The sequence below is a fragment of the Amniculibacterium aquaticum genome, from assembly GCF_003852705.1.
GTDB lineage: Bacteria > Bacteroidota > Bacteroidia > Flavobacteriales > Weeksellaceae > Amniculibacterium > Amniculibacterium aquaticum.
This window is the reverse complement of record NZ_REFA01000002.1, coordinates 22,891-47,439: the sequence shown is the minus strand read 5'-3', so window position 1 is coordinate 47,439 and position 24,549 is coordinate 22,891. Positions and strand designations below refer to the sequence as shown.

Sequence of the window (24,549 nt, the reverse complement as noted above, 5' to 3'; positions counted from 1 at the left end):
TATTTACTCTACGATAATCTTTTTAGCTTTTGGCTTTTCTACCTTTTTCTCCTCCACCTTAGTTTGCGTTTTTTCTTTTGATGGCGCACTTGCTGACACCGGTTTTGCAGGCTCTATTTTGGTTTCTTGTTTAGCAACCGATGGCTCAGGCTTTGGTTCTGGCGTTGGCTCAGACTTAGGTTCTGGAGCTACGATCACCTCATCATACCGAATCGGAGGCAATGTCGTATCTATTTTCATTCTATAGATAGAATTCAGTTCTTTAATTTTATTGTGCATTTCAGCAGGTGTCTTTTTACTGGCCCACAAGTCGATTTGCATTCCTTGATCCCTGGTACTCATTGCTCCAGGATCTTGGTAATAGACAATATCACCATCGTCTTTGCCACCGTCTTCATGCTCTACCAATCCCAATTCGAATAAATTTTGTTTGATGACCGCCTTGGCTTCTGCTACCGTTAGGCCAACCAAATTCGGAACGGGAATGTTTCTTTTGGGTCCTGCTCCGATCACCAAATTGATGGATGCAAAACGAGGCAATAAAGTTCCCGGTTTCAAATCCTGACCGTTGTAAGTCATTCTAATGACGGCATCTCTTTGTATGCTTGGTTCAAAAAGCGTATCTCCAACCTTCAGCCCCACACGATCCAATTGTCTAAATGCCAAACCTTTGTATCGATCCAAAATATCCGGAACTGCGACAGGAGCCCAAGTTTTTGGGTTTACACGAATTTCTATGGTTCTTCCATTTTTCACATGAGAGCCCGGATAAGGCCAAATTTTAAGCACCTGATACGGTTTGAATTTTGGATCATACTGCAAGCTGTCCACCTCATATTCCAAGCCAGAGTCGTCTAAAATTTTAATGGCTTCGTGCACGGATTTATTCATAACATTGGGCACCTCCACTTCTTTTCCGTGATTGGTATGGATCTCTAACCAGCGAAAGGTAAGCCAAACCAAACCTAAAAAAACCAGAGTTGCAATAATGATATTAAGGAAAACTTTCCAGTGGAAAAGTGATTTAAGCATATTTTTTTGTCTTTAAAACAATAGGCAAATATATAGAAAATTATGAATTTTTATTCTTTCTTTTGTTTGGAATTTAATGAATCTATTTTTATTTAAAAATTTTAAGTACAAAGTATAAAATGATTACTTTTGTGAATATAACGAAAAAATATTTTTCCCATCATGAACAAGAAGAATGTAGCAGTAGTCATGGGTGGCTACTCCGACGAGTATAAAGTTTCGCTAAAAAGTGGACAATTGATTTACGACTCATTGGATCGTGACTTGTACCAGGTTTACAAAGTGGTTATCCTAAAAGACGAATGGTATTTTCTTGATGAAAACGAAAAGAAACATCCCATCAATAAAGGAGATTTTTCCGTAAACTTAGAAAATGGAGAAGCGTTGAAATTTGATGTATGCTTTAACATCATCCACGGGAAACCTGGAGAAAATGGCGAATTACAAGCCTATTGGGACACCATCGGACAGAAATATACCGGCTGCAACTTCTATCAAAGTGCATTAACCTTTAACAAAAAAGATACTTTAGCGGTACTTTCAAAATACGGCGTTCCTGCAGCAAAAAGCATATACCTGAAAAAAGGAAATCCTATTGATGAACAAAAGATTATTGAAGAATTGGGACTTCCACTTTTTGTAAAACCCAACCAAAGTGGCTCTTCTTTGGGAATTTCTAAAGTTAAAAATGCTGAAGATCTAAAAGCCGCTTTTGATTTTGCCTTTGCCGAAGACGATGAAATCCTGATCGAAAGCTTCCTTAACGGAACCGAAGTTTCTGTGGGCGTGGTCGATTTTGGTGGAAAAACCATCGTTTTGGGAATTACTGAAATTGTACCTAAAAATGAATTTTTCGATTATAAAGCCAAATACGAAGGCGAATCCGAGGAAATAACCCCAGCACGATTGGATGATGAAACCCGAAAAAAAGTAGAAGAAATCGCTATTCGTGCGTATGAATCTTTGGGCATGAGCGGATTTTCCAGAAGCGAATACATCATCATGAACGGAACGCCGTACATGTTGGAAATGAACACCAATCCTGGATTTTCCCCGGCAAGCATCCTTCCTCAGCAAGCAAAAATATACGGCATCTCCATAAAAGATCTTTGTGGAAATGAAGTCGAAAAAGCATTAACCAAATAATCCAACCAACAGATTATGAAAATAGCCGTGTTTCCGGGTTCTTTTGACCCGATCACTCTAGGACATTACGATATTATTGAAAGAGCAGCTCCTTTGTTTGACAAATTGATCATCGCTATTGGGCAAAATTCTCAGAAAAAATACATGTTCCCGTTGGAAGAACGAATGGAGTTCATCCGAAAATCTACCGAACATTTCGGGAATATCGAAGTGGATTTTTTCGAAGGTCTAACCGTTGATTACTGTTTAAAAAAAGATGCTCAATTTATATTGAGAGGATTAAGAAACCCCGCCGATTTCGAATTTGAAAAAGCCATTGCACACACCAACAGAACATTGGCACACAAAAAATTGGAAACCGTATTCCTTTTAACTTCATCCGGAAAATCGTTTATCAGCAGCAGTATTGTTCGAGAAATCATTACTCACGGTGGCGAATACGAACTTCTGGTTCCGGATGCCGTGAGGGTCAAAAAGTAATAGAATATAATGCACGAACAACTCAATCAGATTATCGAAATTTTGGGCACCATTTCCTTTGCGATGTCCGGAAGTTTTGCAGCCATGCAAAAAAGGTTGGATCCATTTGGCGTTCTCATCATTGCCTTCGTTACCTCGGTTGGTGGTGGTACTGTAAGAGACTTGCTATTGGATGTTCCTGTTTTTTGGATGCACGATTTTTGGATGTGTGTTTTGATTTTTTCTACTTCAATTCTTGCCATGATTTTTAAATCTTTAGAGAAAAAATTCCGGGTTACCTTATTTATTTTCGATAGTTTTGGTTTGGGGCTTTTCACCATCATCGGTTTACAAAAAGGATTGAATGCCGAATTGCACCCTTTGATTTGCATTACATTGGGTACCATAACCGGTTGTTTTGGTGGTATTATCCGAGATATTCTTTTGAACAGAATTCCACTCATTTTCAGGAGAGAAATCTATGCAACGGCGTGTATTTTGGGTGGATCTACATTTTTGCTTTTAGCAAAACTCTCTGTTTTCTCGTACACTTTTATTCAGATTTTTACCATTTTACTGATTGTCGTTATCCGAACTTTAGCAGTACGATTGCAATGGCAAATGCCAAAATTCTACGACAGGGGTTCTGAAAATATTGAAGCATAAAAAAATCCTGAGAATTTATTTTCTCAGGATTTTTATTTGTCTAATTTTTTAGAAAAACTTTCCTCTTTGTCTCATGTTGGGATTGTGCATGTGTTTTTGCATGGATGGCATTTTCAACTGGTCTTTCATCATTTTTATCTGATCGGTCATCATACCGGCACTGTCCAATTTTCTAGCTTCTTCCAACAATTTTTGTCCTTCTTGTTTTCTTCCGGATGAAATTGCCGTTGCGGCTAAATTTAAAGTAGCCATAGCACGATCTTGCTTCATGTTCAATCCATACTCCAAGGCTTTTCTCATCAAAGGTTCAACTTTTTTCGGATGATCCTGAGCCAGTGTAAGTCCTTGCAAATAATGGAAATACCCGTACTGAGAGCGGTGCAATTGGGATTTGTAATTTTTGATAGAAGACAACCATACGGCAGCTTTAGGCATATTTTGTTTTCTCAGTTGCCAAAAAGCCAATAAGATGTATTCGTTTTTAAAAAACAAGGCAATGGGAAGAGCGGATAAAAGGAATACGACAATCCCCCATCCTAAGTTACGGGTAAAAAACATCATGTAAATTCCCAATACCATTAATAAACCTGCAAATACGAGTTTTATGTATTTATTCATTCTTTATTTTTTTGAAGTGCAAAGATATTAATTTCGCTCGGATACCAAAAGTCAATATCTTGTAATTCTGGACTATTGAGCACTATTACTTTGTTTTAATTCTCTCGTAAGTTCTGAAAGAAAAATCATAAGGATTTTTCTCATCCTTTTCGTGCTTTTCTTCTGCAATCATTTTCCAAATTTTGGGTTGAATTTTAGGAAAGAAGGTGTCGGCTTCAAATTCGGAATCGACAAAAGTAACTTCCAATCGGTCTGCCAATTCTATGGTTTGTTTAAAAATTTCAGCTCCACCGATGACCATTGTATTTTCATCAATTTTTTGAGCAAATTTCAAGGCTTCTTTTAGACTGCCAACAATCAAAATTCCTTCTTCAAACCAATTTTCTTTTCTCGAAACCACGATGTTGGTACGATTGGGCAACGCTTTTCCGATGCTTTCGAAGGTTTTTCGTCCCATGACAATAGGATGTCCTGAAGTGATTTCTTTAAAATGTTTCAAGTCTTTAGGCATATGCCACAACAACTGGTTATCCAAACCTATTTCACCTTTTTTGCCCATGGCTACGACCAATGTTATCATCCGTTTTCTATTATTTTTTGCAATTTTACAAATTTAATAAGATTATTTGTATATTTGATTTCAAAACATTAATTAAAAAAAATCAAACTATGAACAATAAGGGCTGTCTAAGCGCAGGTACTTTGGGTATCGCTCTGATCATTATTTTAGGAATTCTCTTTTTCTGGGGTAAAAACGGATACAATTCTTTTGTAGGAAAAGAACAAAATGTGAACACCAAATGGGCCAATGTAGAAACCGTTTATCAAAAAAGGGCCAACCTAATTCCTAACTTGGAAAGAACGGTGAAATCTTATGCTACTTTCGAAAAAACCACACTTACCGATGTGATCAATGCACGATCCAAAGCGACATCTGTAACCATTGACCCTACCAATTTGACCGAAGCCGATTTGGCCAAATTCCAAGCTGCACAAGGAGAATTGAGTGGAGCACTTAGTAAATTAATGGCTGTGGTAGAGAGCTATCCTAACCTAAAAGCAGACCAACAGTACATCAACTTCCAAAGAGAATATGTAGCGATTGAGAACAGCATTCGTGCCGAAACTGTGAACTATAACGAATCCGTTAAAGACTACAATGTCAGCATAAAAACTTTCCCAAACAACATCTTGGCCAATTTCACCAATTTCAAAGAAAAGCCACTATTCAAGGCTGAAGCCGGAGCCGAAAAAGCTCCAGAAGTATTTAGTGAATAATGAACACGATATTTACAGACCAACAATTGGCGACTCTTGTAGAAGCCGTTCGTATCGCTGAAAACAAATCTACCGGTGAGATTCGTGTGCATATCGACCAAACCACGGACAACCAAAGTACCAATGCCACAGACAATGCGACTGTGGCTTTTAATGTTTTCAAGTCTTTGTGCATGGGAAAAACCAAAGAAAAAAATGCAGTTTTATTCCACATCAATTTTCATCAGCATTACCTCACCATCATTGGTGATACCGGTATTCATGAAAAAGTAACCCAACACTTTTGGGATCAGTTGCACGATAAAACAACGAGCGAATTTGCCAAAGGAAATTATTTAGAAGGCCTAAGACAAGCCATTCTTGAAACCGGCATCGAATTAAAAAAACATTTCCCCATCTTGGGAGAAAACCCTAACGAACTTTCCGATGAGATTACTTTCTCCTAAACTTTTATTTTTTGCATTCATCCTATTTTGTGGGGCAATTTTGCATGCACAATTTCAAGTTCCGCAAAAACCGGAAACACTTTATCCCGTTTATGACGAAACCGGTACTTTGGATGAACGCGAGAAAGCAACACTTAATGAAAAGCTCATTCGTTTTAACGATTCGACATCCGTACAGATTGAGGTGGTCATACTGCCAACGACCAATGGCGAAGATGTTAATTTTGCTGCTTGGGAAATTGGAGAAAAATGGGGCATCCGAAACAAAGATCAAAAAAACGGCATCGTTTTTCTTATTGCCAAAGACGATAGAACCATGTCCATACAACAAGGACGAGATGCCGAGCAATACATAACAGCATCCATTGCAGGACAGATTTTGGATTATTTGGTAACTCCACATTTCAAAGATGGAGATTTCTACACCGGAATAGACCAAGGGACCAATGCCATAATGGACGCCGTTCGAGGAAAATATCAACCCATAAAAAAAGAAAATACCGATGCGGGTTCTTTTGATGCTTTTACTTTTATCTTGGTGGTTGCCTTTATCATTTTCTTGCTCATCATCATTTCAAAAAATAACGGTGGAAAAGGCGGAAACTATTATGATGACGAAGATGTAATCATCTCCAGAAGAGGTCGTAGAAGTTATCCCGGCGGCGTCTTCCCATTCCCGGGAAGTTTTGGCGGTGGAGGTTTCGGAGGAAGCTCCGGCGGTGGCTTTGGCGGTTTCGGTGGCGGTGGCTCAGGAGGTTTTGGCGGTGGTGGCGCTTCAGGAAGCTGGTAGGGTACTTAAAATATTGTATAGACCAAAAGCAGTTCAAGCAAAAAAGTTTGAACTGCTTTTTTTTATCCTTTTCAAATAAATCCATTAACTTTGAAAATCAATGTTAAAACAACAAAAAATAAAATTCCATTACGATCTTATGAAAAATATTGCCACGGCGTTCTTTTTATCGGCTATTGGTTTTAGCCTGAACAGTTGCATTACTGTAAATATCAATAAATCCGAAAGTACTACCACCCAAAAAGAGAATCACACAATGACTTCCAATCCTTTACTTAGAAAAAGCACATTGCAATACCAAGCACCCGAATTTGATAAAATAAAAGACGAACATTTCAAACCTGCTTTTGAATTTGGTCTAAATGAGCAATTGCAAGAAATAGATGCGATTGTAAAAAACCAAGCGAAGCCCACTTTTGAAAATACCATAGTTGCTTTAGAAAATAGTGGACAAAACCTGAGAAGGGCCACCACCATTTTTTCTAATTTGAATTCTGCAAATACCAACGATTATTTGCAAAAACTGGACGAAGAGTTTGCACCTATTTTTGCCTCACATTCCGATAAAATTTATTTGAATGACGCTCTTTACCAAAAAGTAAAAACCGTTTACAACCAAAGAAATCAACTGAATTTAGATGCAGAGAGCCTAAGATTGGTTGAACATTACGAACAACAATTCGAAATTGCCGGTGCCAACCTAAGTGCCGACAAAAAAGCCGAACTTAAAAAGGTAAATGAGCAAATGGCTTCTTTGCAATCCCAATTTTCCAACAAATTATTGGCCGCCAGAAAAGCCGGTGGACTTTTGGTGAACGATGCAAAAGAACTGGACGGACTTTCTGCCGACGAAATCGCTGCCGCAGCAGAAGATGCCAAACTTGCAGGAAAGCCTGGAGCCTATCTTTTGGCCCTGCAAAATACCACGCAACAACCTCTTCTACAAAACCTGAAGAACAGAACAACACGAGAAAAACTTTTCCGAGCGTCTTGGACAAGAGCCGAAAAAGGTGACGCCAACGACACCCGAGAAACCCTGCAACAATTGGCTGCACTCAGACTGAAGAAGGCTCAACTTTTGGGTAAGAAAAATTTTGCCGAATGGAAAATTCAAGATCAAATGGCCAAAACACCTGAAAAAGCCATGGATCTTTTGGCAAAATTGGCAGCTCCAGCAACCGAAAGAGCCAAACAAGAAACGCAAGAAATTCAGCAAATTATCGACCAACAAAAAGGCGGATTCAAGGTTGAACCTTGGGACTGGAATTTCTATGCCGAGCAAGTACGAAAAGCCAAATACGACCTGGACGAATCTCAAATAAAGCCCTATTTTGAGGTGGTTACTGTTTTGGAAAAAGGCGTTTTCTTTGCTGCCGAAAAACTTTACGGTTTAAGCTTCAAAAAAAGACCAGACCTTCCGGTTTACCATCCGGATGTGGTGGCGTACGAAGTTTTTGACCACGATGGAAAATCTTTGGCGATATATTATTTGGATTTCTACACCAGAGACAACAAAAACGGTGGTGCCTGGATGAGTAATTTTGTGGAGCAATCCTACTCTCTTGGTCAGAAACCGGTGATTGTGAATGTGTACAACTACCAAAAACCGGCAGCCGGAAAACCCTCACTCATTTCATTTGACGATGTTACCACACTTTTTCACGAATTTGGACACTCCATCCATGGGATATTTGCCAATCAGAAATACACTTCGCTTTCCGGTACCAACACCCCGAGAGATTTTGTTGAGTTTCCATCACAAATTAATGAATATTGGGCCTTGGAACCTAGCGTTTTGAAAAATTATGCCGTGCATTTCCAAACGGGACAACCCATCCCGAACGATTTGGTACAAAAAATTAAAAACTCCAAAACCTTTAACGAAGGCTACAATGTAACCGAATTGGTCGCTGCAGCAACCTTGGATATGGCGTGGCACACCGTAACCGATGAAAAACAAATACTCCCGGCTTTGGAATTTGAAAACAACGCACTGAAAAAATACGGCTTGCTGATGAAGGAAGTCCCAACAAGATACCATTCTCCGTACTTTGCACACATTTGGGGTGGCGGATATTCCGCTGGATATTATGCGTATCTGTGGAGCGAAATGTTGGATTTCTCTGCCTTGGAATGGTTTGAAAAAAATGGAGGAATGACCAGAAAAAACGGAGACAAATTCCGAAAAGAAATTCTTTCCGTTGGAAATTCTTTGGATCTGAACCACGCATTTAGAAACCTTACAGGAAAAGATCCGGACATACAACCCTTACTGAAAGCCAGAGGTTTGGTAAAATAATTGTTTATGAAAGAAATTGTTTTGAAACCCAAATTATGGAAACCCATTTTGGGAGCTTTTTTAAGCATTGGATTTGTCATTTTAGGCATTAACCTCGTTAACAAAGGCATCAACTACGGTTGGTTTACCATAGCATTATTTGGTCTATCTACCTTATTGGCGATGTTGCAATTGATTCCCAATTCCACCTATTTAAAGATTTCGGATCGAGGAATTTTTGTAAAAACCCTATTCAGTTCTTCAGAATTAAAATGGACGGACATTAAAGGATTTTACACCAAAAAAGTCTTTTTAAAAACCTTTGTCATGATTCGATTTGCAGACCATTTCAAAGGCAAATACTTGGGTTACGACGCTTCCAAAATGCTGACCAACAACGAGAGTATGCTCCCTGACAATTACGGAAAAAGCGCTGAAGAACTCAACGAAATCTTGAATGAACATTGGTCTAAGCAACCCTTATAAATTAATACTACATCCACCTTTTCAACAGAGGTGGATATTTTTTTGGTTTGAATTTTGTTAAACAAATACAAATCCTCACACTTAAAATCAGGAAAAATCGTTTAACTAAAAAAATATAAAAATATGCGACAACTTATAACCGTTTCCACCCTTTGTTTTGTACAATTTTTCACCGCTCAAAGCACAAAGAATCTAGGTGATTTTTCAGCAGTTAAAGCCTACGATAAAATTTCAGTAGAACTCGTACCCTCAAAGGATTCTAAGGTAGAAATCATCAGCAACAACGACCAGGATGTAGAATTGGTCAACAAAAACGGAGAACTAAAAATACGAATGATCCCAACGCTATTGATGCAAGGAGCCGATACAAAAATAAAAGTATATTACACCAAATTACAAGAAATACAAGGCAGTCAAGGTGCCAGCATCAGTTCCAATGCAACGGTTAATGGCAATCGACTACAACTTACTGCCAACGAAGGATCGGTAATCAAGCTCGATTTGGATGTTAAAAATCTGAGCATTAAAGCCAATTCCGGCGGCCAAATCCACTTGAAGGGAACCGCAGAAAAACAAGACCTTATCATCAATTCCGGAGCAAAATATTTCGGAAAAGAATTAATTTCACAAGAAACCGAAGCGACTGCAAATGCAGGAGGACACGCCAGCATCTATGCCAAAGAATCCGTTATCGTAAAAACCAGAGCCGGCGGTGTTGTGGACATTTTGGGGAATCCCAAAGACAGAAATACCAAAACCGTTTTGGGTGGGAAAATCAATTTTATAAAATAAGCCCGCTTCTTGCATTTGGAGATTTGCCACAGCATTCTCTTTTAAAAAACCATGTGAAAAATGTATTTTCTATAATATCTTTTATCCATTATTTTACTTAAAAAGTCTATGAATCTGTGTGGTTTTATATTTTCACCACACAGCCACATAGGTTTTGGTTTGTAATAGAGAGTTCTTTTCATAGAAGCATTGCTTTCACAATAGCATAAAATTTAAATGCGAACGCCGTGGAGATTTGCACAGAAAATATGTTGGAAAACTATTTTACCGTAAATTTGCTCTTCAAAATTATAGTAAAATCATTTACATGAAAAAATTAAATATCGGCATTCTTGCTTTTGCAGGTTTATTATCATTTACCTCGTGCAACACGACACCAAAAAATACAACACAAAACACAAAAGCCATGGAAAACACCCTTCCAGAAACTAAAAAAGAAGAACCCAAAGAAAACGGTTTGGACCTTACGGCAATGGATAAATCCGTACGACCACAAGACGATTTTTACAATTTCGTAAACGGAACTTGGATGAAAACCGCCAAAATCCCGGCAGACAAATCCACTTGGGGAAGCTTCAACAAATTGGGCGAAGACACGGACAACAACTCCATGACCATCCTAAATAACTTGTTAAAAGAACATTTTGATGCAGGAAGCGAAGGCAAAAAAATTCAAGATCTTTATGCATCTTACATGGACATGGACAAGAGAAATGCCGATGGCATTAACCCAATTAAAAACGATTTAGCAAAAATTGATGCCATAAAAAACATCAGCGACTTGCAAAAATACATGATAGAAGCCACAAAAAATGGTGAAAATACTTTGTACGCTTGGGGTGTAGATGCCGACATGAAAGACAGCAAGATGAATGCCGTCTATCTTGGAAATCCCGAATTGGGATTGGGTAGAGATTATTACCAAAAAGTAAATGCTAAAAATACAGAAACTCTTGCAAAATATACAGAATTCGTAAGTTCTATGTTGGAAGTTTTGGGATACAAAAATCCTAAAATTGTAGCAAAAAACATTGTGGATTTGGAGAAGAAAATTGCCAATACCTACCTGAACAACGAACAAATTCGAGATGCGACATTGCAATACAACCCAATGACCATGGCCGAGTTGAAAAAAACGGTTAAAACCATCAACCTTCAAGATTATCTGGCTAAAGTAGGAGTAAAAACCGATAAGGTAATTGTTGGCGAGAAAAAATTCTTTGAAAATTTTGACACCCTCATCAACGAGAAAAATCTTGCAACCATCAAGGATTACATGAAATTTCATTTATTATCCAGTTCTGCCAGCTATCTGACCCAAGATTTGGATAATAAAAAATTTGATTTTTATGGCAAATACCTCAACGGACAACAAGAACAAAGAGCCCTAAACAAGAGAGCTTACCAATTAATCAACGGAAGTTTGGGTGAGGCTTTTGGTAAATTGTATGTTCAAAAATATTTCTCGGAAGCCGACAAACAAAAAATGGTGGTCTTGGTCGATTATCTACTAAAAAGCTTCGACCAGCACATCAAAAACCTAAGCTGGATGTCCGACACCACCAAGAAAAAAGCCATTGAAAAACTAAACAAATTCACAGTAAAAGTCGCTTATCCCGACAAGTGGAAAGACTATTCTAAATTGGTAATCCTTTCAGAAAAAGACGGTGGATCTTTGTATAAAAACCTACAAAACATTACCGAATGGCAATACCAAAAAGATCTGGACAAAGTGGGCAAAGCAGTTGATAAAGCTGAATGGGGAATGACCCCGCAAACGGTTAATGCATACTACAACCCTTTGAACAATGAAATCGTTTTCCCAGCTGCCATCCTACAACCGCCTTTCTTCAACCCCAATGCAGATGCTGCAATTAATTTCGGTGGAATTGGTGCGGTTATCGGTCACGAAATTACCCATGGATTCGACGATTCCGGAGCACAGTTTGATGCTGATGGAAATTTGGTCGATTGGTGGACTCCAGAAGATAAAGCCAACTTTGAAAAAGCAACAAAAGCCTTGGCTGCCCAATACGATCAGTACGAACCGGTGAAAGGAACAAAAGTAAACGGAACATTTACCAACGGAGAAAACATCGCCGATCTTGGTGGTGTAAACATTGCCTTTGATGCTCTTCAAATGTATCTTAAAGATCATGGAAACCCCGGAAACATCAGCGGTTACAGCCAAGACCAAAGATTTTTCCTAAGTTGGGCAACCGTTTGGAGAACGCTTTCTTCAGAAAAATACATGTTGAACCAAGTAAAAACCGATCCGCACTCTCCAGGATATTTTAGAAGTTTCGGGCCGTTAGAAAACACCGATGCCTGGTACAAAGCCTTCAACATCCAAGCGGGAGATAAGCATTATAAAGCTCCTGAACAAAGAGTAAAAATTTGGTAATTCAAAAAAGATAAAAATAAACAAACCGCACCAAATCCATTGTTGCGGTTTGTTATTCTAAAAAAAATTTAACAAAATACCATCCCTGTCCAATGGAATTAAAATATATCGTTCGAGAGCCGGAAACCATCACCTCGAAAACCCCTATCCTATTCATGTTGCACGGCTACGGCAGCAACGAGCAAGACCTATTCTCCTTTGTCCCAACACTTCCCAAAGATTGGATCATCGTAAGTTATAGAGCGCCGAAAGAAACGCCTTTTGAGGGCTACAGCTGGTACGATATCGATTTGAACGATCCCGAAAAATTTATTGATGTGCCCCAAGCCAATCAAGCACTGAACGCCTTGTTGGAAAGCATGCTGAAAATTTCTAACCATTACGGACTTTCAGACAACCCGACCCATCTTTGTGGTTTTTCTCAGGGCGGTGTTTTGTCTTATGCATTGGCATTAAGTGCACCCGAAATGTTCAATAAAATTGCTATTCTAAGTGCCTATCCCGAAGAGAAAATCCTTAAAAACAAGGTAAAAGATAAAAAAAAATTAGAACGACTTCGTTTCTTTGTTTCTCACGGTTCAGACGATGCCATTATCCCGATGGATTGGGGCAAAAAAGGGGCAGACTTGTTGTACGATTTGAGTTGTTATTTCTCTTTCCGAGAATACATGAATGGGCACGGCATCAACCAAAAAAACTACATGGATCTGATGGCATTTTTGGAAAAATAACATTGCAATTTTCATCATAGACCAATTCACATGATGATTTATAACAATTGTAATCAAAATTACAGAGTCATTCTTTTAATTTTCATTAAATTTGCACCGTTTTTTACATCGAGCTTTACGAATGTCAAAAACGGTGTTTAATATTTTTAATAATCAATTTATCCATACAACAATTCATGATAACAACTGATTTACTGATCATAGGAGCCGGACCAACAGGTCTATTTTCCGTATTCGAAGCCGGACTGCTTAAAATAAAATGCCACATCATTGATGCATTGCCTCAACCGGGTGGACAATTGGCAGAATTGTATCCTAAAAAACCAATTTTCGATATTCCGGGATACCCATCGGTAAACGCTGGAGAATTGGTGGATAATCTGATGGAACAGATCAAACAATTCCAACCTGGATTTACCCTAGGTGAAACGGCAGAAACTTTAACAAAAATCGATAATGAATGGTTTGAAGTAATCACCAACAAAGGAACTGTCCACAGAGCTAAAGCCATTGCCATTGCTGGAGGTTTAGGGACTTTTGAACCTAGAAAACCGGAGATTGAAAACCTTTTTGATTATGAAGAAAAAGGAGTAGAATATTTTGTAAAAGATCCTGAACATTTCCGTGGTAAAAAAATTGTGATTGCCGGAGGTGGAGACTCTGCACTGGATTGGTCTATTTTCTTATCGAATGTAGCCAGCGAGGTAACCCTCATCCACAGAAGAAACGAGTTCCGTGGTGCTTTGGACTCTGTAGAAAAAGTTCAAGAACTGAAGAACCAAGGAAAGATCAATCTGATCACTCCTGCAGAAGTTACCGCCATCCATGGAAACGGCGTTGTTAATGCCATTACCGTTGAAAAAGACGGAGAAAAATTTGATGTAGAAACCGATTATTTCATTCCTTTATTCGGACTAACTCCAAAATTGGGAGCCATTGGAAACTGGGGATTGGAAATTGAAAAAAATGCCATCAAAGTAAACAATGCCTTGGACTACCAAACCAACATCGAAGGCATCTACGCTATTGGAGACATCAATACATATCCGGGAAAATTAAAATTAATTTTATGCGGATTCCACGAAGGAACGATGATGTGCCAATCGGTGTACAACCGACTGAATCCTGGTAAAAAATATGTTTTGAAATATACTACTGTAAGCGGTGTTGATGGTTTTGACGGAAGTAGAAAAGAAGCAGAAAAAGCCGTTGTTAAAAAGATTGATTAATCTCTAAAAAAATACCATGTCTGATATTAATATAAAAATCACCGATAGAAACGGAGTAACACACGATTTGGTTGCTCCTACGGATATGTCCATGAATTTGATGGAAGTTATGAGGTCTTATGAATTGGCAGACGAAGGTACCATAGGCGTTTGTGGAGGGATGTGCATGTGTGCATCTTGCCAAGTTTACATCGTAGATGGAAGCGAAAAACTACACGAAATGGGCGACGAAGAAGACGCCATGTTGGGGGAAGCTTTCCATGTAAAAGACAATTCTAGATTGGGTTGCCAAATCTTCATCACCGAAGAATTGGACGGTTTGGAAGTTCAAATGGCAGCGTATCCTTAAGATCAATTTTTAGAGCCTTTTTAAATTTTATATCTAAATAGAATACAAAAAAGCAGATAAGAAAGATAAGAAATAGCCGAATTATTATTTCGGTAAAATTTTAAACGGGCTCTTAGCCTAAAAAAAATTAAAACTCCCAAAATTTTGGGAGTTTTTTCTTGGTTTATTTCAACGGTATATTTTTAAGAATTTCTTGTACATATTTCCAAAATTTCTGTACAGAAGCAACTTGGGCTCTCTCGTCCGGTGAGTGTGCCCCACGAATGGTTGGACCAAAGCTGACCATTTCCATCTCAGGATAGTTGGCTCCAATGATCCCACATTCCAATCCGGCATGACAAGCCACCACCATTGGTTTTTCCGAAAATTCTTTCTCGTAAATTTCTACCATGGTTTTTATAATGGCTGCATCCGGTTTTGGTTTCCAACCTGGATAAGATCCGCTGAACACCACATTCATATCGGCCAATTCAAACACCGCTTTTAGTTGTTCTGCTACTGCATACTTTGTAGATTCTACAGAAGATCTGGAGAGGTTGAGAATCTTCAAAGCACCTTCTTTTAGCTCTACTCTCGCCACATTATTGGACGATTCTACCAATCCTTCTACATCAGGTGACATTCTGTACACTCCGTTATGAGCCGATTTCAGAGCCAAAACAATCTTCTTAGAATCCGAAATTGATACGGCATCATCCCCAGCTTCAGATTTTTCAATTATAATTTTCAAATCTTTTTCAACAGAAGCAAATTCGTCTAAAATATCTTTGCTTAATTTTTGAGCATCTTCTATGAAATCATTTGCATTTCGAACAGAAATATAGGCTACTGCTTCTCTTGGAATGGCATTTCTAAGTCCGCCACCATCAATGGAAATCAATTGCAAATCGTGTACATCCACTCCTGTAAACAATACTCTTCCGAGGATGATATTCGCATTGCCAAAACCTTTGTGGATGTCCATTCCAGAGTGCCCGCCTTGCAAACCGCTAACCGAAATTTTTACCACTTCGCCTTTGTTACCAATAACATCGAAGTTTGCTGAAGCCGTAACATCTATACCTCCGGCACAACCGATATCGATTTCATCGTCTTCTTCGGTATCCAAATTCAATAAAATTTTGCCTTGCAACTCTCCCGGTTTCAGACCAATTGCTCCGGTCATTCCTGTTTCTTCGTCAATGGTAAATAGAGCTTCCAATGCCGGATGTGCTACATCTGCGCTTTCCAAAATGGACATGATGGTGGCAACACCCAAACCGTTATCGGCACCCAAAGTTGTACCTTTTGCTCTCACCCATTCACCATCGGTTTCCATGATGATTCCTTGGGTTTCAAAATCAAAATCGACATCGTTATTTTTTTGGCAAACCATGTCCAAGTGCGATTGCAGAACGATGGTTTGTCTATTTTCCATACCAGCTGTTGCCGGTTTTCTGATGATGACATTACCCACCTCATCTACTTTGGTATCCAAACCTAAATTTTCACCAAATTTTTTAATAAAAGCGATGACCTTTTCTTCTTTTTTCGATGGTCTTGGAACGGCATTCAGTAAGGAAAAATTCTTCCAAATCTGTTGCGGTTCTAACTGATTAATTTCCATTATTATTTAAATTTTCTCAAAATTACAACTATTTTTAAGCCCAAAAAAGTAAAACTAAAAAAGACTTAGCATCCACATTCGCCATAGATGGTACTGTGGATGCTCTTTCCTTGGGGTGCGGTCAGCGTCATGCTTCCTTCAAAGATCATGGCTTCGGGATCCGAGTTCAGTTTTTTGGCTTTCATTTCCAAAGTATAACCGTTATGTTTCAGAATTCTATTGAAATTGGACGGGTCAAAGTCGCCTTCTTCCATCGGGAATTTCAAAAAATCGCCACCAACTTTTATCGTAGCTTCATTGCCATAATCGTCTGCAAAGAGCAGTTCGCCTTTTTCAAAAGCCGTTTTGTCTTTGGCAAAAGAACATGAGCAACCCTGTATATTTTCTGGAAAAGAAAAAGTTTCAAAATGTACCATTTCTTCACCTGTCGTTCTCACCGAGTCCTGCACCACCGCAATGCTATCGTTTTGGTTTTCGGAGCTTAATTTTTCTTCTTTTTTGCATGATAAAACCATCCATCCACAGAGGATGACAACACTTATTTTCTTCATAAAACTAAAATATATTACCCTCTTTTTCTTTCCAACAACACCATCATCATTAGTGACAACAATATCAAAGATTCTTGTTCTTCCGAGAGTTCAGCGGTTTTTACCACTTGAAATCTTCTCCCAAAAAGTGAGGGCATTTTTCGCATTTTAAAAACTTCTATTCCATTTTTATCTTTTATCGAGTAATTTGGATTGAAAAAATATCCAGTCAACCCTCCAATAATGGGTAACTCGCCAAAGATTCCGTCCAAAACCTTAATCAACGGATTGGTCTCTTCCATGTGAAATTCTCGTTGACCGTTAGGATCAAAAATTTGGTAAGAAGCCTTCCAAATCGAACGGAAACCTCTTCTCCCAACTCTTCCTAAAAGCTGACCATTTTGTTTACAAGTGATGTTAAAAACTGAATTGAAATCAATCCACTGATTGGCTTTCATCCTGAACAATTCCTTGGTTTTAGAGGCATCTGAATAGACAATCACATCGTCTTTTAGTTTAAATATTTTGGATCTGACATAAAATACCGGATTTCCTAAAGCGTCGGTTACAGAAAAATCATTGGAAATGGTAAAAATATTGAATTTAAAATCCAACGGATAGCGAAGTTGTTGTGTTAGCATTTGTGAAATTTAGAATGTAAAAATAACAAAATAAAGAAGAGTAATCGAAGGTGAATTAGTTTTTCTATAATTTTTATGATGCTCCTAAATCCATTATCTTTGCCCCATGGATTATCCTAGTAAAGTATTGGCAAAAGCAGTTGAAGAAATCTCCGGACTTCCGGGGATTGGTAAGAAGTCGGCACTACGATTGGCTTTGCACCTGCTGAAGCAATCCGAGAGTCAGGCTTTATCCCTTAGCGAAGCCCTAAAACACTTGGTTACCGAAATAAAATATTGTAAAGAATGTCGAAATTTTTCAGATTTTGACATTTGTGACATTTGTGACAACCCCAAAAGGAATCCCGAAATCTTATGCATTGTGGAAGATGTCCGAGATGTTATGGCCATAGAAAATACAGGAAAATACACCGGAAAGTATCTGGTTTTGGGCGGTAGAATCTCGCCCATGGAAGGCATTGGTCCCAACCAACTGAACATTTCTGGTTTGGAAAATAAAATCCAACACGGTGAAGTTCGTGAGTTGATATTTGCCCTTTCGGCTACCATGGAAGGCGATACCACAGCATACTACATCTACAAAAAATTAAAATCCTACGATTTGGTTTTCTCCAGCATTGCCAGAGGTATTGCCGTAGGCGACGAACTGGAATATGCCGACGAAATCTCACTGGGCCGATCCATTGTTCACCGTTTGCCGTACAACGAAAAAGCATAATTCACAAAAAATTAAAGTTCAAATTTATATCCACGATATGTTCATCAATCTCAAGCAGAATAAAAATCTAAAACTTTTTAAAATCATTTCGGAAGTTGCCCAACAACAAAACCAATCGGTCTATATTGTTGGTGGATATGTTCGGGATTTGTTGATGGACAGAAAAATGCCTACCGATATTGATTTTGTCACGGAACAAAGTGGCATTAACCTGGCTCAAAAAGTTGCCGAAACCCTGAACCCGAAACTAAAAGTAGCGGTCTTTAAAAACTACGGTACGGCAGCTTTCAAATACAACGACTTGGATTTGGAATTTGTGGGGGCGAGAAAAGAAAGCTACTCCGAAAACTCCAGAAATCCAGAAGTGGAATCCGGCACCTTGGAAGACGACCAAAAAAGAAGAGATTTCACCATCAACGCGATGGCGATTTCACTAAATGCACACAATTTTGGCGAGCTTATCGATCCTTTTAACGGAAGAGAAGATTTGCAAAACAAAATCCTAAAAACACCGCTAGAGCCTGTACAAACCTATTCTGACGACCCACTGAGAATGATGCGTGCCCTACGCTTTGCCTCGACTTTGGATTTTATGATTGAGGAAAATTCCCTAGCTGCCATTTCTGGTGAAGCCGAACGAATAAAAATAGTTTCGGTGGAAAGAATCATGGTGGAGTTCAACAAAATTATGATGTCCGAAAAGCCTTCCAAAGGATTGGCTCTGATGGAAAAAACAGGAATCATGAAATTGGTTATCCCGGAACTGACGGCTCTGAAAGGGATTGAAGAAATTGAAGGTCAAAAGCACAAAGACAATTTTTACCACACCCTAGAGGTGGTGGATAACATTTCGCAAAATACCGACAACCTTTGGCTTCGTTGGGCTGCTCTGATGCACGATGTTGGCAAGGCTCCTACAAAAAAATTTATCGAAGGAACGGGTTGGACTTTTCGTGGTCACGAATTTTTGGGTGGAAAAATGGTTAAAAAGATATTCCAACGCCTAAAACTTCCTTTGGGAGCCGACCTCAAGTATGTCCAAAAAATGGTAACGCTGTCGTCCAGACCTATTGCACTGGTAACCGACGACGCATCGGACTCGGCGCTTAGACGAATGCTTTTTGATGCCGGTGAGGATATGGAAGATCTATTCACCTTGTGCAAAGCGGACATCACGACAAAAAATGCTGCGAAGCAAAAGAAATTCATCACCAATTTTGTCTATGTTGCGGAAAAAATAAAAGAGGTGGAAGAAAAAGATCAGGTTAGAAACTTTCAGCCTCCCATTTCCGGGGAAGAGATCATGCAACTTTTTGGTCTGAAACCGGGCAAAGAAATTGGTATCCTGAAAGAAAAAGTAAAGGAAGCCATCCTAGAAGGTGATATCGAAAATAATGCTGAACAAGCTAAAGTTTTCGTGATTAAAGAAGCGGAACTTCTTGGGTTGAAACCGTTGTAGTTTCGAAAGTTTAATTGTCGGTTTTCTTGATGAAACAATAAAATGGGGGCTCGCCGAAGGCGAGCCCCTACGCTGGTGCGAGCGTCCCGCTCGTACCCATAAACAATAAGAAATGAGTAGAAAGTATAAATTCAAAGAAAAAGATGGAGCTTATTTTATAAGCTTTGCTACCGTATTTTGGATAGACCTTTTTACGAGGATGGAGTATTTTGATATTGTAATTGCTTCTTTGGATTATTGTAGAAAAAATAAAGGAATGGCAATTTTTGGATATTGTATCATGCCCAGCCATATTCATTTGATATTCCGTTCATCAGATGGAAAACCATCAGAATTGATTCGAGATTTCAAAGGGTTTACTTCTCGAAAATTGATAGAAGCGATACAAGAAAACAATCAAGAAAGTCGGAAAGAATGGTTGCTGTGGATGCTAAAAAAAGCAGGGGAAAGAACTTCAAATGTTAAAAACTATCAATTATGGCAACAAAATAATAAGCCAATTGAAATATGGTCTTTAAAAGTATTCGAACAAAAGCTAAATTATATCCACCAAAATCCTGTAGAAAGTGGTTTTGTCATGGAACCTTGGGAATGGAAGTACAGCAGTGCGAGGAATTATTGTGATGATTATGATGAAATTTTACAAATTGATGTTAATAATTAATGTGGGCACGAGCATGATGCTCGCGCCAGCGAGGGGGTTGAGATTGTATAAATATTTGATAATCAAAGTCCTCACTTCACATAACCGCAAACCGTTAATAATATTGATGAAACAATAAAATGGGGACTCGCCTTCGGCGAGCCCTCAAAACGACGAATCGCAAAAAATTTGAAAACAAAACCAACCCTTTGTCCTATCCCTGATGGGAGCGGCATCCTTTTGTATGCCTTGGGATAAAGCCTGGGCACAAAAGATACAGCGGACAGCAGGACGGGTTGCTCTAAAAATCTCTGAACTTGAAGATCCTAAAAGTATGGATTGGGATAGCTGGAAAAACGACCAATTTAATTGAATAAAAAAGGGAATCGAAATAAATCCGACTCCCTCTCAGTTTAATAAAATATTGGGTTTTTAGTTTTTGTAGAAACCGTTGGTACCTCTACCCGCATCGATAACCTTGATGATCGATCCGTTGTTGGCATCGTAAACAGTTACTTTGCTGTCTGCGGTAAATCCTTGAGCATCGGAAGTATAGATACGACCTCCGATAACATCAAATCCGTACAATCCGGAATACGGTGCACTTTCGGTAGCCGTAACGATTGGTGAGGTTGGTATGGTGGATGCATTCACATTCATTCCATAAATTTTCATTCCAGATGTAAAGTAGAACTTTCCACCGTCAATGGTCAAGTTGGCAGCTTTGCTAATACCCGTCAAATTGATGGTTTTGGTAATGGCACCTGTAGAAGAAATTTGATAAATGTACGAATCTGCAGCAGCGTCGGAAGCTATAGCGTACACGAAACCGTTATCGGCTATAATTTTTTGGATTTGTCCGTTAGGAACGGTGATCTGAGAGTTGACAGTGCTATCGGATCCGTTGATGTAGGTAATTTTGTTACCGTACCCCCAAGCTGCATTTTGTACAAAAATATTATTACCCGCAGATACAATTCTTTCTGCGGTATCGTTGATGTTCAAACGGCTAATGAAAGCCAAATTATTAGCATCGTAGATGTTTACATACTTCGTATCGTTGGTAATGTAAATTTTGTTGTTGTTGAAAGCAATGTATCTTGGGTTGTTCAATTGCTCGGTAATCTCGGCAACTTTGTTGAATCCAAAACGATCCACTACTTTTACCTTATCGGTATTGTTTAGTACCAAAAATGCATACTTAGAATAAAAACCAATGTGTTGCAAAACATCACCCAAATTCTCATTGTTGTTATTGGTTTTGAAGATTTGCTGAGCTACAGAGGACAAATCATTGCTGGCAAAGGTTACATCAGCGTTTGGAGTTCCGAAATTCCCTTCGTTGGCCATTAAGATCCCGTCTTCATATTTACCTTTAGGATACTCTTCGGTAAATGTAGATTCGTTGCGACAAGAAGTCGTAAAAAGCAAAGCCGATGCAAAGGCAATCGATACAATTTTTTTGAAATTCATTATAATTATTTTTTTAAAAGTTAAGTTTCAAGGTTGCTGAAAAATTTCTGGTTGGCATATAATAATACGCTGTTGTTGCATATACCTCACTGAAGATGTTATTCACTTTCGCACCCACAACAACATGCGCAGTCCAAGGAAATTCGATTCCGGAATTCAGGATAAAATAGGGTTGCAATGCATCCATCTCCTTTTGCATACTATCGGTATAGGTTTTTCCGTTGGCCAAAGCCTGCAAATAAATTTTATTTTTCTTGTACTGATATTCAACCATTCCGTTGCCTTTGTGATACGGCACATACATCAATTGCATACGGGTTTCTTGGTTGATGGATTTTGTGTACGCATAGCCCAAAGAAGCTTTCACCGAATGATCGTTCCATTTTTTTTGAAAAGTAAACAGAGTTTCTACACCGTAAGATTGTACTTTATTGGTATTGAACGCCTTCCAATATCCCTCAGAAGTGGGCAACCAACGGATCATATCGGAAATATCCATAAAATATGGAGTTAGGCTAAAGGAAAAATTTCTATTCTTCCATTCGTTTTTCCATTCGTATTGCATGGAAGTTTCCGGTTGCAAATCGAGATTTCCTCCGGGTTGAAAATACAAATCGTTGAACGAGGGATATCTAAAATTTTTAGAAACCGAAATGGCTGTTTGGAAATTCGGCAATGCCGACCATTTTCCGGCAAATGAAAACAACCACGGCGATTTTATTTTTTGTACAGATTCTTTTTTTGTTCCTGCTTCAAACTGAAAATCAGCTGTGGGTTGATACCTCAAAAGCGCAGCTCCTGAAAACACCGAACGGCTTACCTCATCGATTCCGGAAAGATAACCTTGGGCTTTATTTTGCTGAAGTTCGGCCACAACATTTAAAGATACTTGTTTGGAAAAATCAAAATCAAAATCGTTTTTCAGGATGAAATTCTTGGCGGTACCGCCGGAACTTTGCAATCCATTTTTATCCTGAAAATACTGAAACTCGTCTTCGGTAAATGCCAATCGCAGATGATTGTTGAATTTTTCAGAAGTCCAATCCCACAACCCGAGTGTTCTAAAATTAGTACTCAGGTATTTGGATTTCGTTTGTCCTGGATCAAAAATCGGAAAGTGTTGATTTCCCTTGTAATATTCGGAGATCCACGAAATTTGATGCTGAGGATTTATTTTATACGCCAAACCCAAATTAACCGCTCCGTTGCTGAATTTTCCGTTCCAGTTGGTATAGTTTACTTCATCAACATGGTAATCGTTTTCGCTAACACCATGATGAGCCGAGAGCTGAACGCTGAACTGATCGTTGCTGTACGAAGTTTTTAAAATATTTTGAAAAGTACCGTATGAAGCGGCTTCCGAATAGAGTTGATTTCTAAATCCTTTGTTAAAAGTCAAAGTATTGTTCAGGTGAATGCTTCCACCAATCGCTGCAGATCCGTACATCACCGATCCTCCACCGGACTTCACGCTGAGCTCATCGGCCAATAAAAAACCAATGTTGTTGATATCTCCTTGACCTAAAAAAACCGAATTAATGTTAAGCCCGTTCCACAAAAAAGCCGTTTGCTGAGCTGTGGTCCCACGAAATGAAGGCGAAGATACAGAGCCTCTACCGTTCTCTTTGATATAAATTGGCGTTTGGAATCGTAAAACTTCTGATAGGTTGGTGGCGTTTTTTAGAACTTGATCCGGAGAGATTTTTTGAATAGAGTGAAAACGATCTTGTCCGGATAATTTTTTATCGAAAATAACGACCGTATCAATTTTCACTTCCTTCTCCTGGGAGTAAAAAAAATGTGCGCAGAGCAGTGCTGCAAATGCTAATTTTGTCTTCATAAAAATCTACTTTTCCTCCGAAAGTTGTAATAATCAAAGGTTATGGCAAGGTTTCCTGACTTAGCTAAACGACTCCTTCCCGAAAAAATCAGTGGATTATTTGTCGTTCTTTACCAAAAAATGGCAGCAGCTTTTACAGTTGCGGGGACAGTTGGTGAATTGCACACCATTCCCTTTTCCAAAACTTGTGCAAAGATAGATTATATTATTGAATGCTAAAAAATATTTTGCTCTTTACAACGGCGTTCGCATATAAATTTTATGCTATTGTGAAAGCAATGCTTCTATGAGAATCCTCTATTACATACCAAAAACCTATGTGACTATGTGGTGAAAATATTAAACCCCATAGATTCATAGACTTTTTAAGTAAAATAATGAATAAAAGATATCATAGAAAATAAATTTTTCACATAGTTATTAAAAAGCGAATACCGTGGCTCTTACAAATACGAAGCGTCAAAAGAAAACGGTAAAAGACTTCGGATGGATTTGGTTTTGTAGATCTCCCCATCCAAGGAGGCAAAATAAATTTCAATATTTTCATCTTGCTTCACCTCATACTCCAAAATGGTTTGTCGGCAATTGCCACAAGGCGGAATAGGAACCGATTTCAAAGCATCTTTGGGAGCTCCAATAACGAATAATTTCTCAATTTTCATATTTGGATAATTGGCCGAAGCCCAAAAAATAGCCGTCCTTTCGGCACAAGAACCGGTAGGATATGCAGCATTTTCTTGATTGCTTCCTGTTACCACTTCGCCATTTTCCAACAAAATGGCACAACCTACCCAAAAATTGGAGTAAACGGCATATGCCTTGGTTCGGGCTTCCATAGCGGCATTGTACAGTTTATTTTCAATAGCATTCAAACTATTTTTATCTTCAATAATCTCGAAATTGATTTTCAGTTCTTTTTCCATCTTAAATAAAAT

25 protein-coding genes and 1 riboswitch are annotated in these 24,549 nt (G+C 38.6%); of the genes, 16 read left to right on the top strand and 9 right to left on the bottom strand.

Annotation, left to right across the window (positions count from 1 at the left end; translation table 11 throughout):
* Nucleotides 1–3: 3 nt before the first annotated feature.
* On the bottom strand, nucleotides 4–1,032 hold the full coding sequence (locus EIY84_RS01600) for a PASTA domain-containing protein (protein WP_124639829.1): 1,029 nt from the start codon (nucleotides 1,030–1,032) through the stop codon (nucleotides 4–6).
* 162 nt (nucleotides 1,033–1,194) lie between these two features.
* On the opposite strand from EIY84_RS01600, the gene EIY84_RS01595 reads away from it, so the two are divergent.
* From EIY84_RS01595 to EIY84_RS01585, 3 genes are read left to right on the top strand one after another with little or no spacing between them, the layout of a single operon-like run.
* Entirely contained in the window at nucleotides 1,195–2,178 is a 984-nt protein-coding gene (locus tag EIY84_RS01595) for a D-alanine--D-alanine ligase (RefSeq protein WP_124639827.1), read from the top strand.
* Between the two features lie 15 nt (nucleotides 2,179–2,193).
* The gene (gene coaD / locus EIY84_RS01590) at nucleotides 2,194–2,658 is read left to right on the top strand and encodes a pantetheine-phosphate adenylyltransferase (protein ID WP_124639825.1); all 465 of its coding nucleotides are present in this window, start codon (nucleotides 2,194–2,196) and stop codon (nucleotides 2,656–2,658) included.
* Between the two features lie 9 nt (nucleotides 2,659–2,667).
* The gene (locus EIY84_RS01585; protein ID WP_124639823.1) at nucleotides 2,668–3,303 is read left to right on the top strand and encodes a trimeric intracellular cation channel family protein; all 636 of its coding nucleotides are present in this window, start codon (nucleotides 2,668–2,670) and stop codon (nucleotides 3,301–3,303) included.
* Between the two features lie 48 nt (nucleotides 3,304–3,351).
* Here EIY84_RS01585 and EIY84_RS01580 read toward each other — a convergent pair whose 3' ends face one another.
* Together EIY84_RS01580 and EIY84_RS01575 are read right to left on the bottom strand one after the other, a co-directional pair.
* Nucleotides 3,352–3,921, bottom strand: a complete 570-nt coding sequence (locus tag EIY84_RS01580; protein ID WP_124639821.1) for a tetratricopeptide repeat protein — start codon at nucleotides 3,919–3,921, stop codon at nucleotides 3,352–3,354.
* 85 nt (nucleotides 3,922–4,006) lie between these two features.
* Nucleotides 4,007–4,501, bottom strand: coding sequence for a dihydrofolate reductase (locus EIY84_RS01575; protein ID WP_124639819.1), 495 nt, complete (start codon nucleotides 4,499–4,501; stop codon nucleotides 4,007–4,009).
* Between the two features lie 89 nt (nucleotides 4,502–4,590).
* On the opposite strand from EIY84_RS01575, the gene EIY84_RS01570 reads away from it, so the two are divergent.
* From EIY84_RS01570 to EIY84_RS01525, 10 genes are all read left to right on the top strand, one after another.
* Entirely contained in the window at nucleotides 4,591–5,199 is a 609-nt protein-coding gene (locus tag EIY84_RS01570; protein ID WP_124639817.1) for a LemA family protein, read from the top strand.
* Complete coding sequence (locus EIY84_RS01565; RefSeq protein ID WP_124639815.1) at nucleotides 5,199–5,645, top strand: TPM domain-containing protein; 447 nt, start codon at nucleotides 5,199–5,201, stop codon at nucleotides 5,643–5,645. The genes EIY84_RS01570 and EIY84_RS01565 overlap by 1 nt, the downstream gene beginning before the upstream one ends.
* Nucleotides 5,626–6,435, top strand: coding sequence for a TPM domain-containing protein (locus EIY84_RS01560; protein ID WP_124639813.1), 810 nt, complete (start codon nucleotides 5,626–5,628; stop codon nucleotides 6,433–6,435). The genes EIY84_RS01565 and EIY84_RS01560 overlap by 20 nt, the downstream gene beginning before the upstream one ends.
* A 139-nt stretch (nucleotides 6,436–6,574) precedes the next feature.
* A complete protein-coding gene (gene dcp / locus EIY84_RS01555; RefSeq protein ID WP_124639811.1) occupies nucleotides 6,575–8,734 on the top strand; it encodes a peptidyl-dipeptidase Dcp in 2,160 nt (719 codons plus the stop codon).
* 6 nt (nucleotides 8,735–8,740) lie between these two features.
* Nucleotides 8,741–9,199 (top strand): STM3941 family protein, encoded by a 459-nt coding sequence (locus EIY84_RS01550; protein ID WP_124639809.1) that lies wholly within the window; start codon nucleotides 8,741–8,743, stop codon nucleotides 9,197–9,199.
* A gap of 123 nt (nucleotides 9,200–9,322) precedes the next feature.
* A complete protein-coding gene (locus EIY84_RS01545) occupies nucleotides 9,323–9,991 on the top strand; it encodes a head GIN domain-containing protein (protein WP_124639807.1) in 669 nt (222 codons plus the stop codon).
* 307 nt (nucleotides 9,992–10,298) lie between these two features.
* Nucleotides 10,299–12,395, top strand: coding sequence for a M13 family metallopeptidase (locus EIY84_RS01540; protein WP_124639805.1), 2,097 nt, complete (start codon nucleotides 10,299–10,301; stop codon nucleotides 12,393–12,395).
* Between the two features lie 92 nt (nucleotides 12,396–12,487).
* Nucleotides 12,488–13,126, top strand: coding sequence for an alpha/beta hydrolase (locus EIY84_RS01535; protein ID WP_124639803.1), 639 nt, complete (start codon nucleotides 12,488–12,490; stop codon nucleotides 13,124–13,126).
* Between the two features lie 176 nt (nucleotides 13,127–13,302).
* The gene (locus EIY84_RS01530; protein WP_124639801.1) at nucleotides 13,303–14,355 is read left to right on the top strand and encodes an NAD(P)/FAD-dependent oxidoreductase; all 1,053 of its coding nucleotides are present in this window, start codon (nucleotides 13,303–13,305) and stop codon (nucleotides 14,353–14,355) included.
* A 16-nt stretch (nucleotides 14,356–14,371) separates the two neighbouring features.
* Nucleotides 14,372–14,704, top strand: coding sequence for a 2Fe-2S iron-sulfur cluster-binding protein (locus EIY84_RS01525; RefSeq protein ID WP_124639799.1), 333 nt, complete (start codon nucleotides 14,372–14,374; stop codon nucleotides 14,702–14,704).
* A 163-nt stretch (nucleotides 14,705–14,867) separates the two neighbouring features.
* Here the strand turns inward: EIY84_RS01525 and EIY84_RS01520 are convergent, their stop codons facing one another.
* The 3 genes from EIY84_RS01520 to EIY84_RS01510 all read right to left on the bottom strand — a co-directional run bounded on the left by EIY84_RS01520 (nucleotide 14,868) and on the right by EIY84_RS01510 (nucleotide 17,481).
* Nucleotides 14,868–16,310, bottom strand: coding sequence for an aminoacyl-histidine dipeptidase (locus EIY84_RS01520; RefSeq protein WP_124639797.1), 1,443 nt, complete (start codon nucleotides 16,308–16,310; stop codon nucleotides 14,868–14,870).
* Between the two features lie 65 nt (nucleotides 16,311–16,375).
* A complete protein-coding gene (locus EIY84_RS01515) occupies nucleotides 16,376–16,861 on the bottom strand; it encodes a hypothetical protein (protein WP_124639795.1) in 486 nt (161 codons plus the stop codon).
* 14 nt (nucleotides 16,862–16,875) lie between these two features.
* A complete protein-coding gene (locus EIY84_RS01510) occupies nucleotides 16,876–17,481 on the bottom strand; it encodes an LURP-one-related/scramblase family protein (RefSeq protein ID WP_124639793.1) in 606 nt (201 codons plus the stop codon).
* 106 nt (nucleotides 17,482–17,587) lie between these two features.
* Here EIY84_RS01510 and recR point away from each other — a divergent pair, with 106 nt between their 5' ends.
* From recR to EIY84_RS01495, 3 genes are all read left to right on the top strand, one after another.
* Nucleotides 17,588–18,199, top strand: coding sequence for a recombination mediator RecR (gene recR, locus EIY84_RS01505; protein WP_124639790.1), 612 nt, complete (start codon nucleotides 17,588–17,590; stop codon nucleotides 18,197–18,199).
* 37 nt (nucleotides 18,200–18,236) lie between these two features.
* Nucleotides 18,237–19,658, top strand: a complete 1,422-nt coding sequence (locus EIY84_RS01500) for a CCA tRNA nucleotidyltransferase (RefSeq protein WP_124639788.1) — start codon at nucleotides 18,237–18,239, stop codon at nucleotides 19,656–19,658.
* A gap of 112 nt (nucleotides 19,659–19,770) precedes the next feature.
* A complete protein-coding gene (locus EIY84_RS01495) occupies nucleotides 19,771–20,322 on the top strand; it encodes an REP-associated tyrosine transposase (protein ID WP_124639787.1) in 552 nt (183 codons plus the stop codon).
* Between the two features lie 411 nt (nucleotides 20,323–20,733).
* Here the strand turns inward: EIY84_RS01495 and EIY84_RS01490 are convergent, their stop codons facing one another.
* The 3 genes from EIY84_RS01490 to EIY84_RS01480 form a co-directional block, all read right to left on the bottom strand.
* On the bottom strand, nucleotides 20,734–21,774 hold the full coding sequence (locus EIY84_RS01490) for a hypothetical protein (RefSeq protein WP_124639785.1): 1,041 nt from the start codon (nucleotides 21,772–21,774) through the stop codon (nucleotides 20,734–20,736).
* A 13-nt stretch (nucleotides 21,775–21,787) separates the two neighbouring features.
* A complete protein-coding gene (locus EIY84_RS01485) occupies nucleotides 21,788–23,614 on the bottom strand; it encodes a TonB-dependent receptor plug domain-containing protein (protein ID WP_124639783.1) in 1,827 nt (608 codons plus the stop codon).
* 27 nt (nucleotides 23,615–23,641) lie between these two features.
* A riboswitch (cobalamin riboswitch) is annotated at nucleotides 23,642–23,834 on the bottom strand.
* A 223-nt stretch (nucleotides 23,835–24,057) separates the two neighbouring features.
* Nucleotides 24,058–24,537, bottom strand: a complete 480-nt coding sequence (locus EIY84_RS01480; RefSeq protein ID WP_124639782.1) for a cytidine deaminase — start codon at nucleotides 24,535–24,537, stop codon at nucleotides 24,058–24,060.
* Nucleotides 24,538–24,549 lie beyond the last annotated feature (12 nt).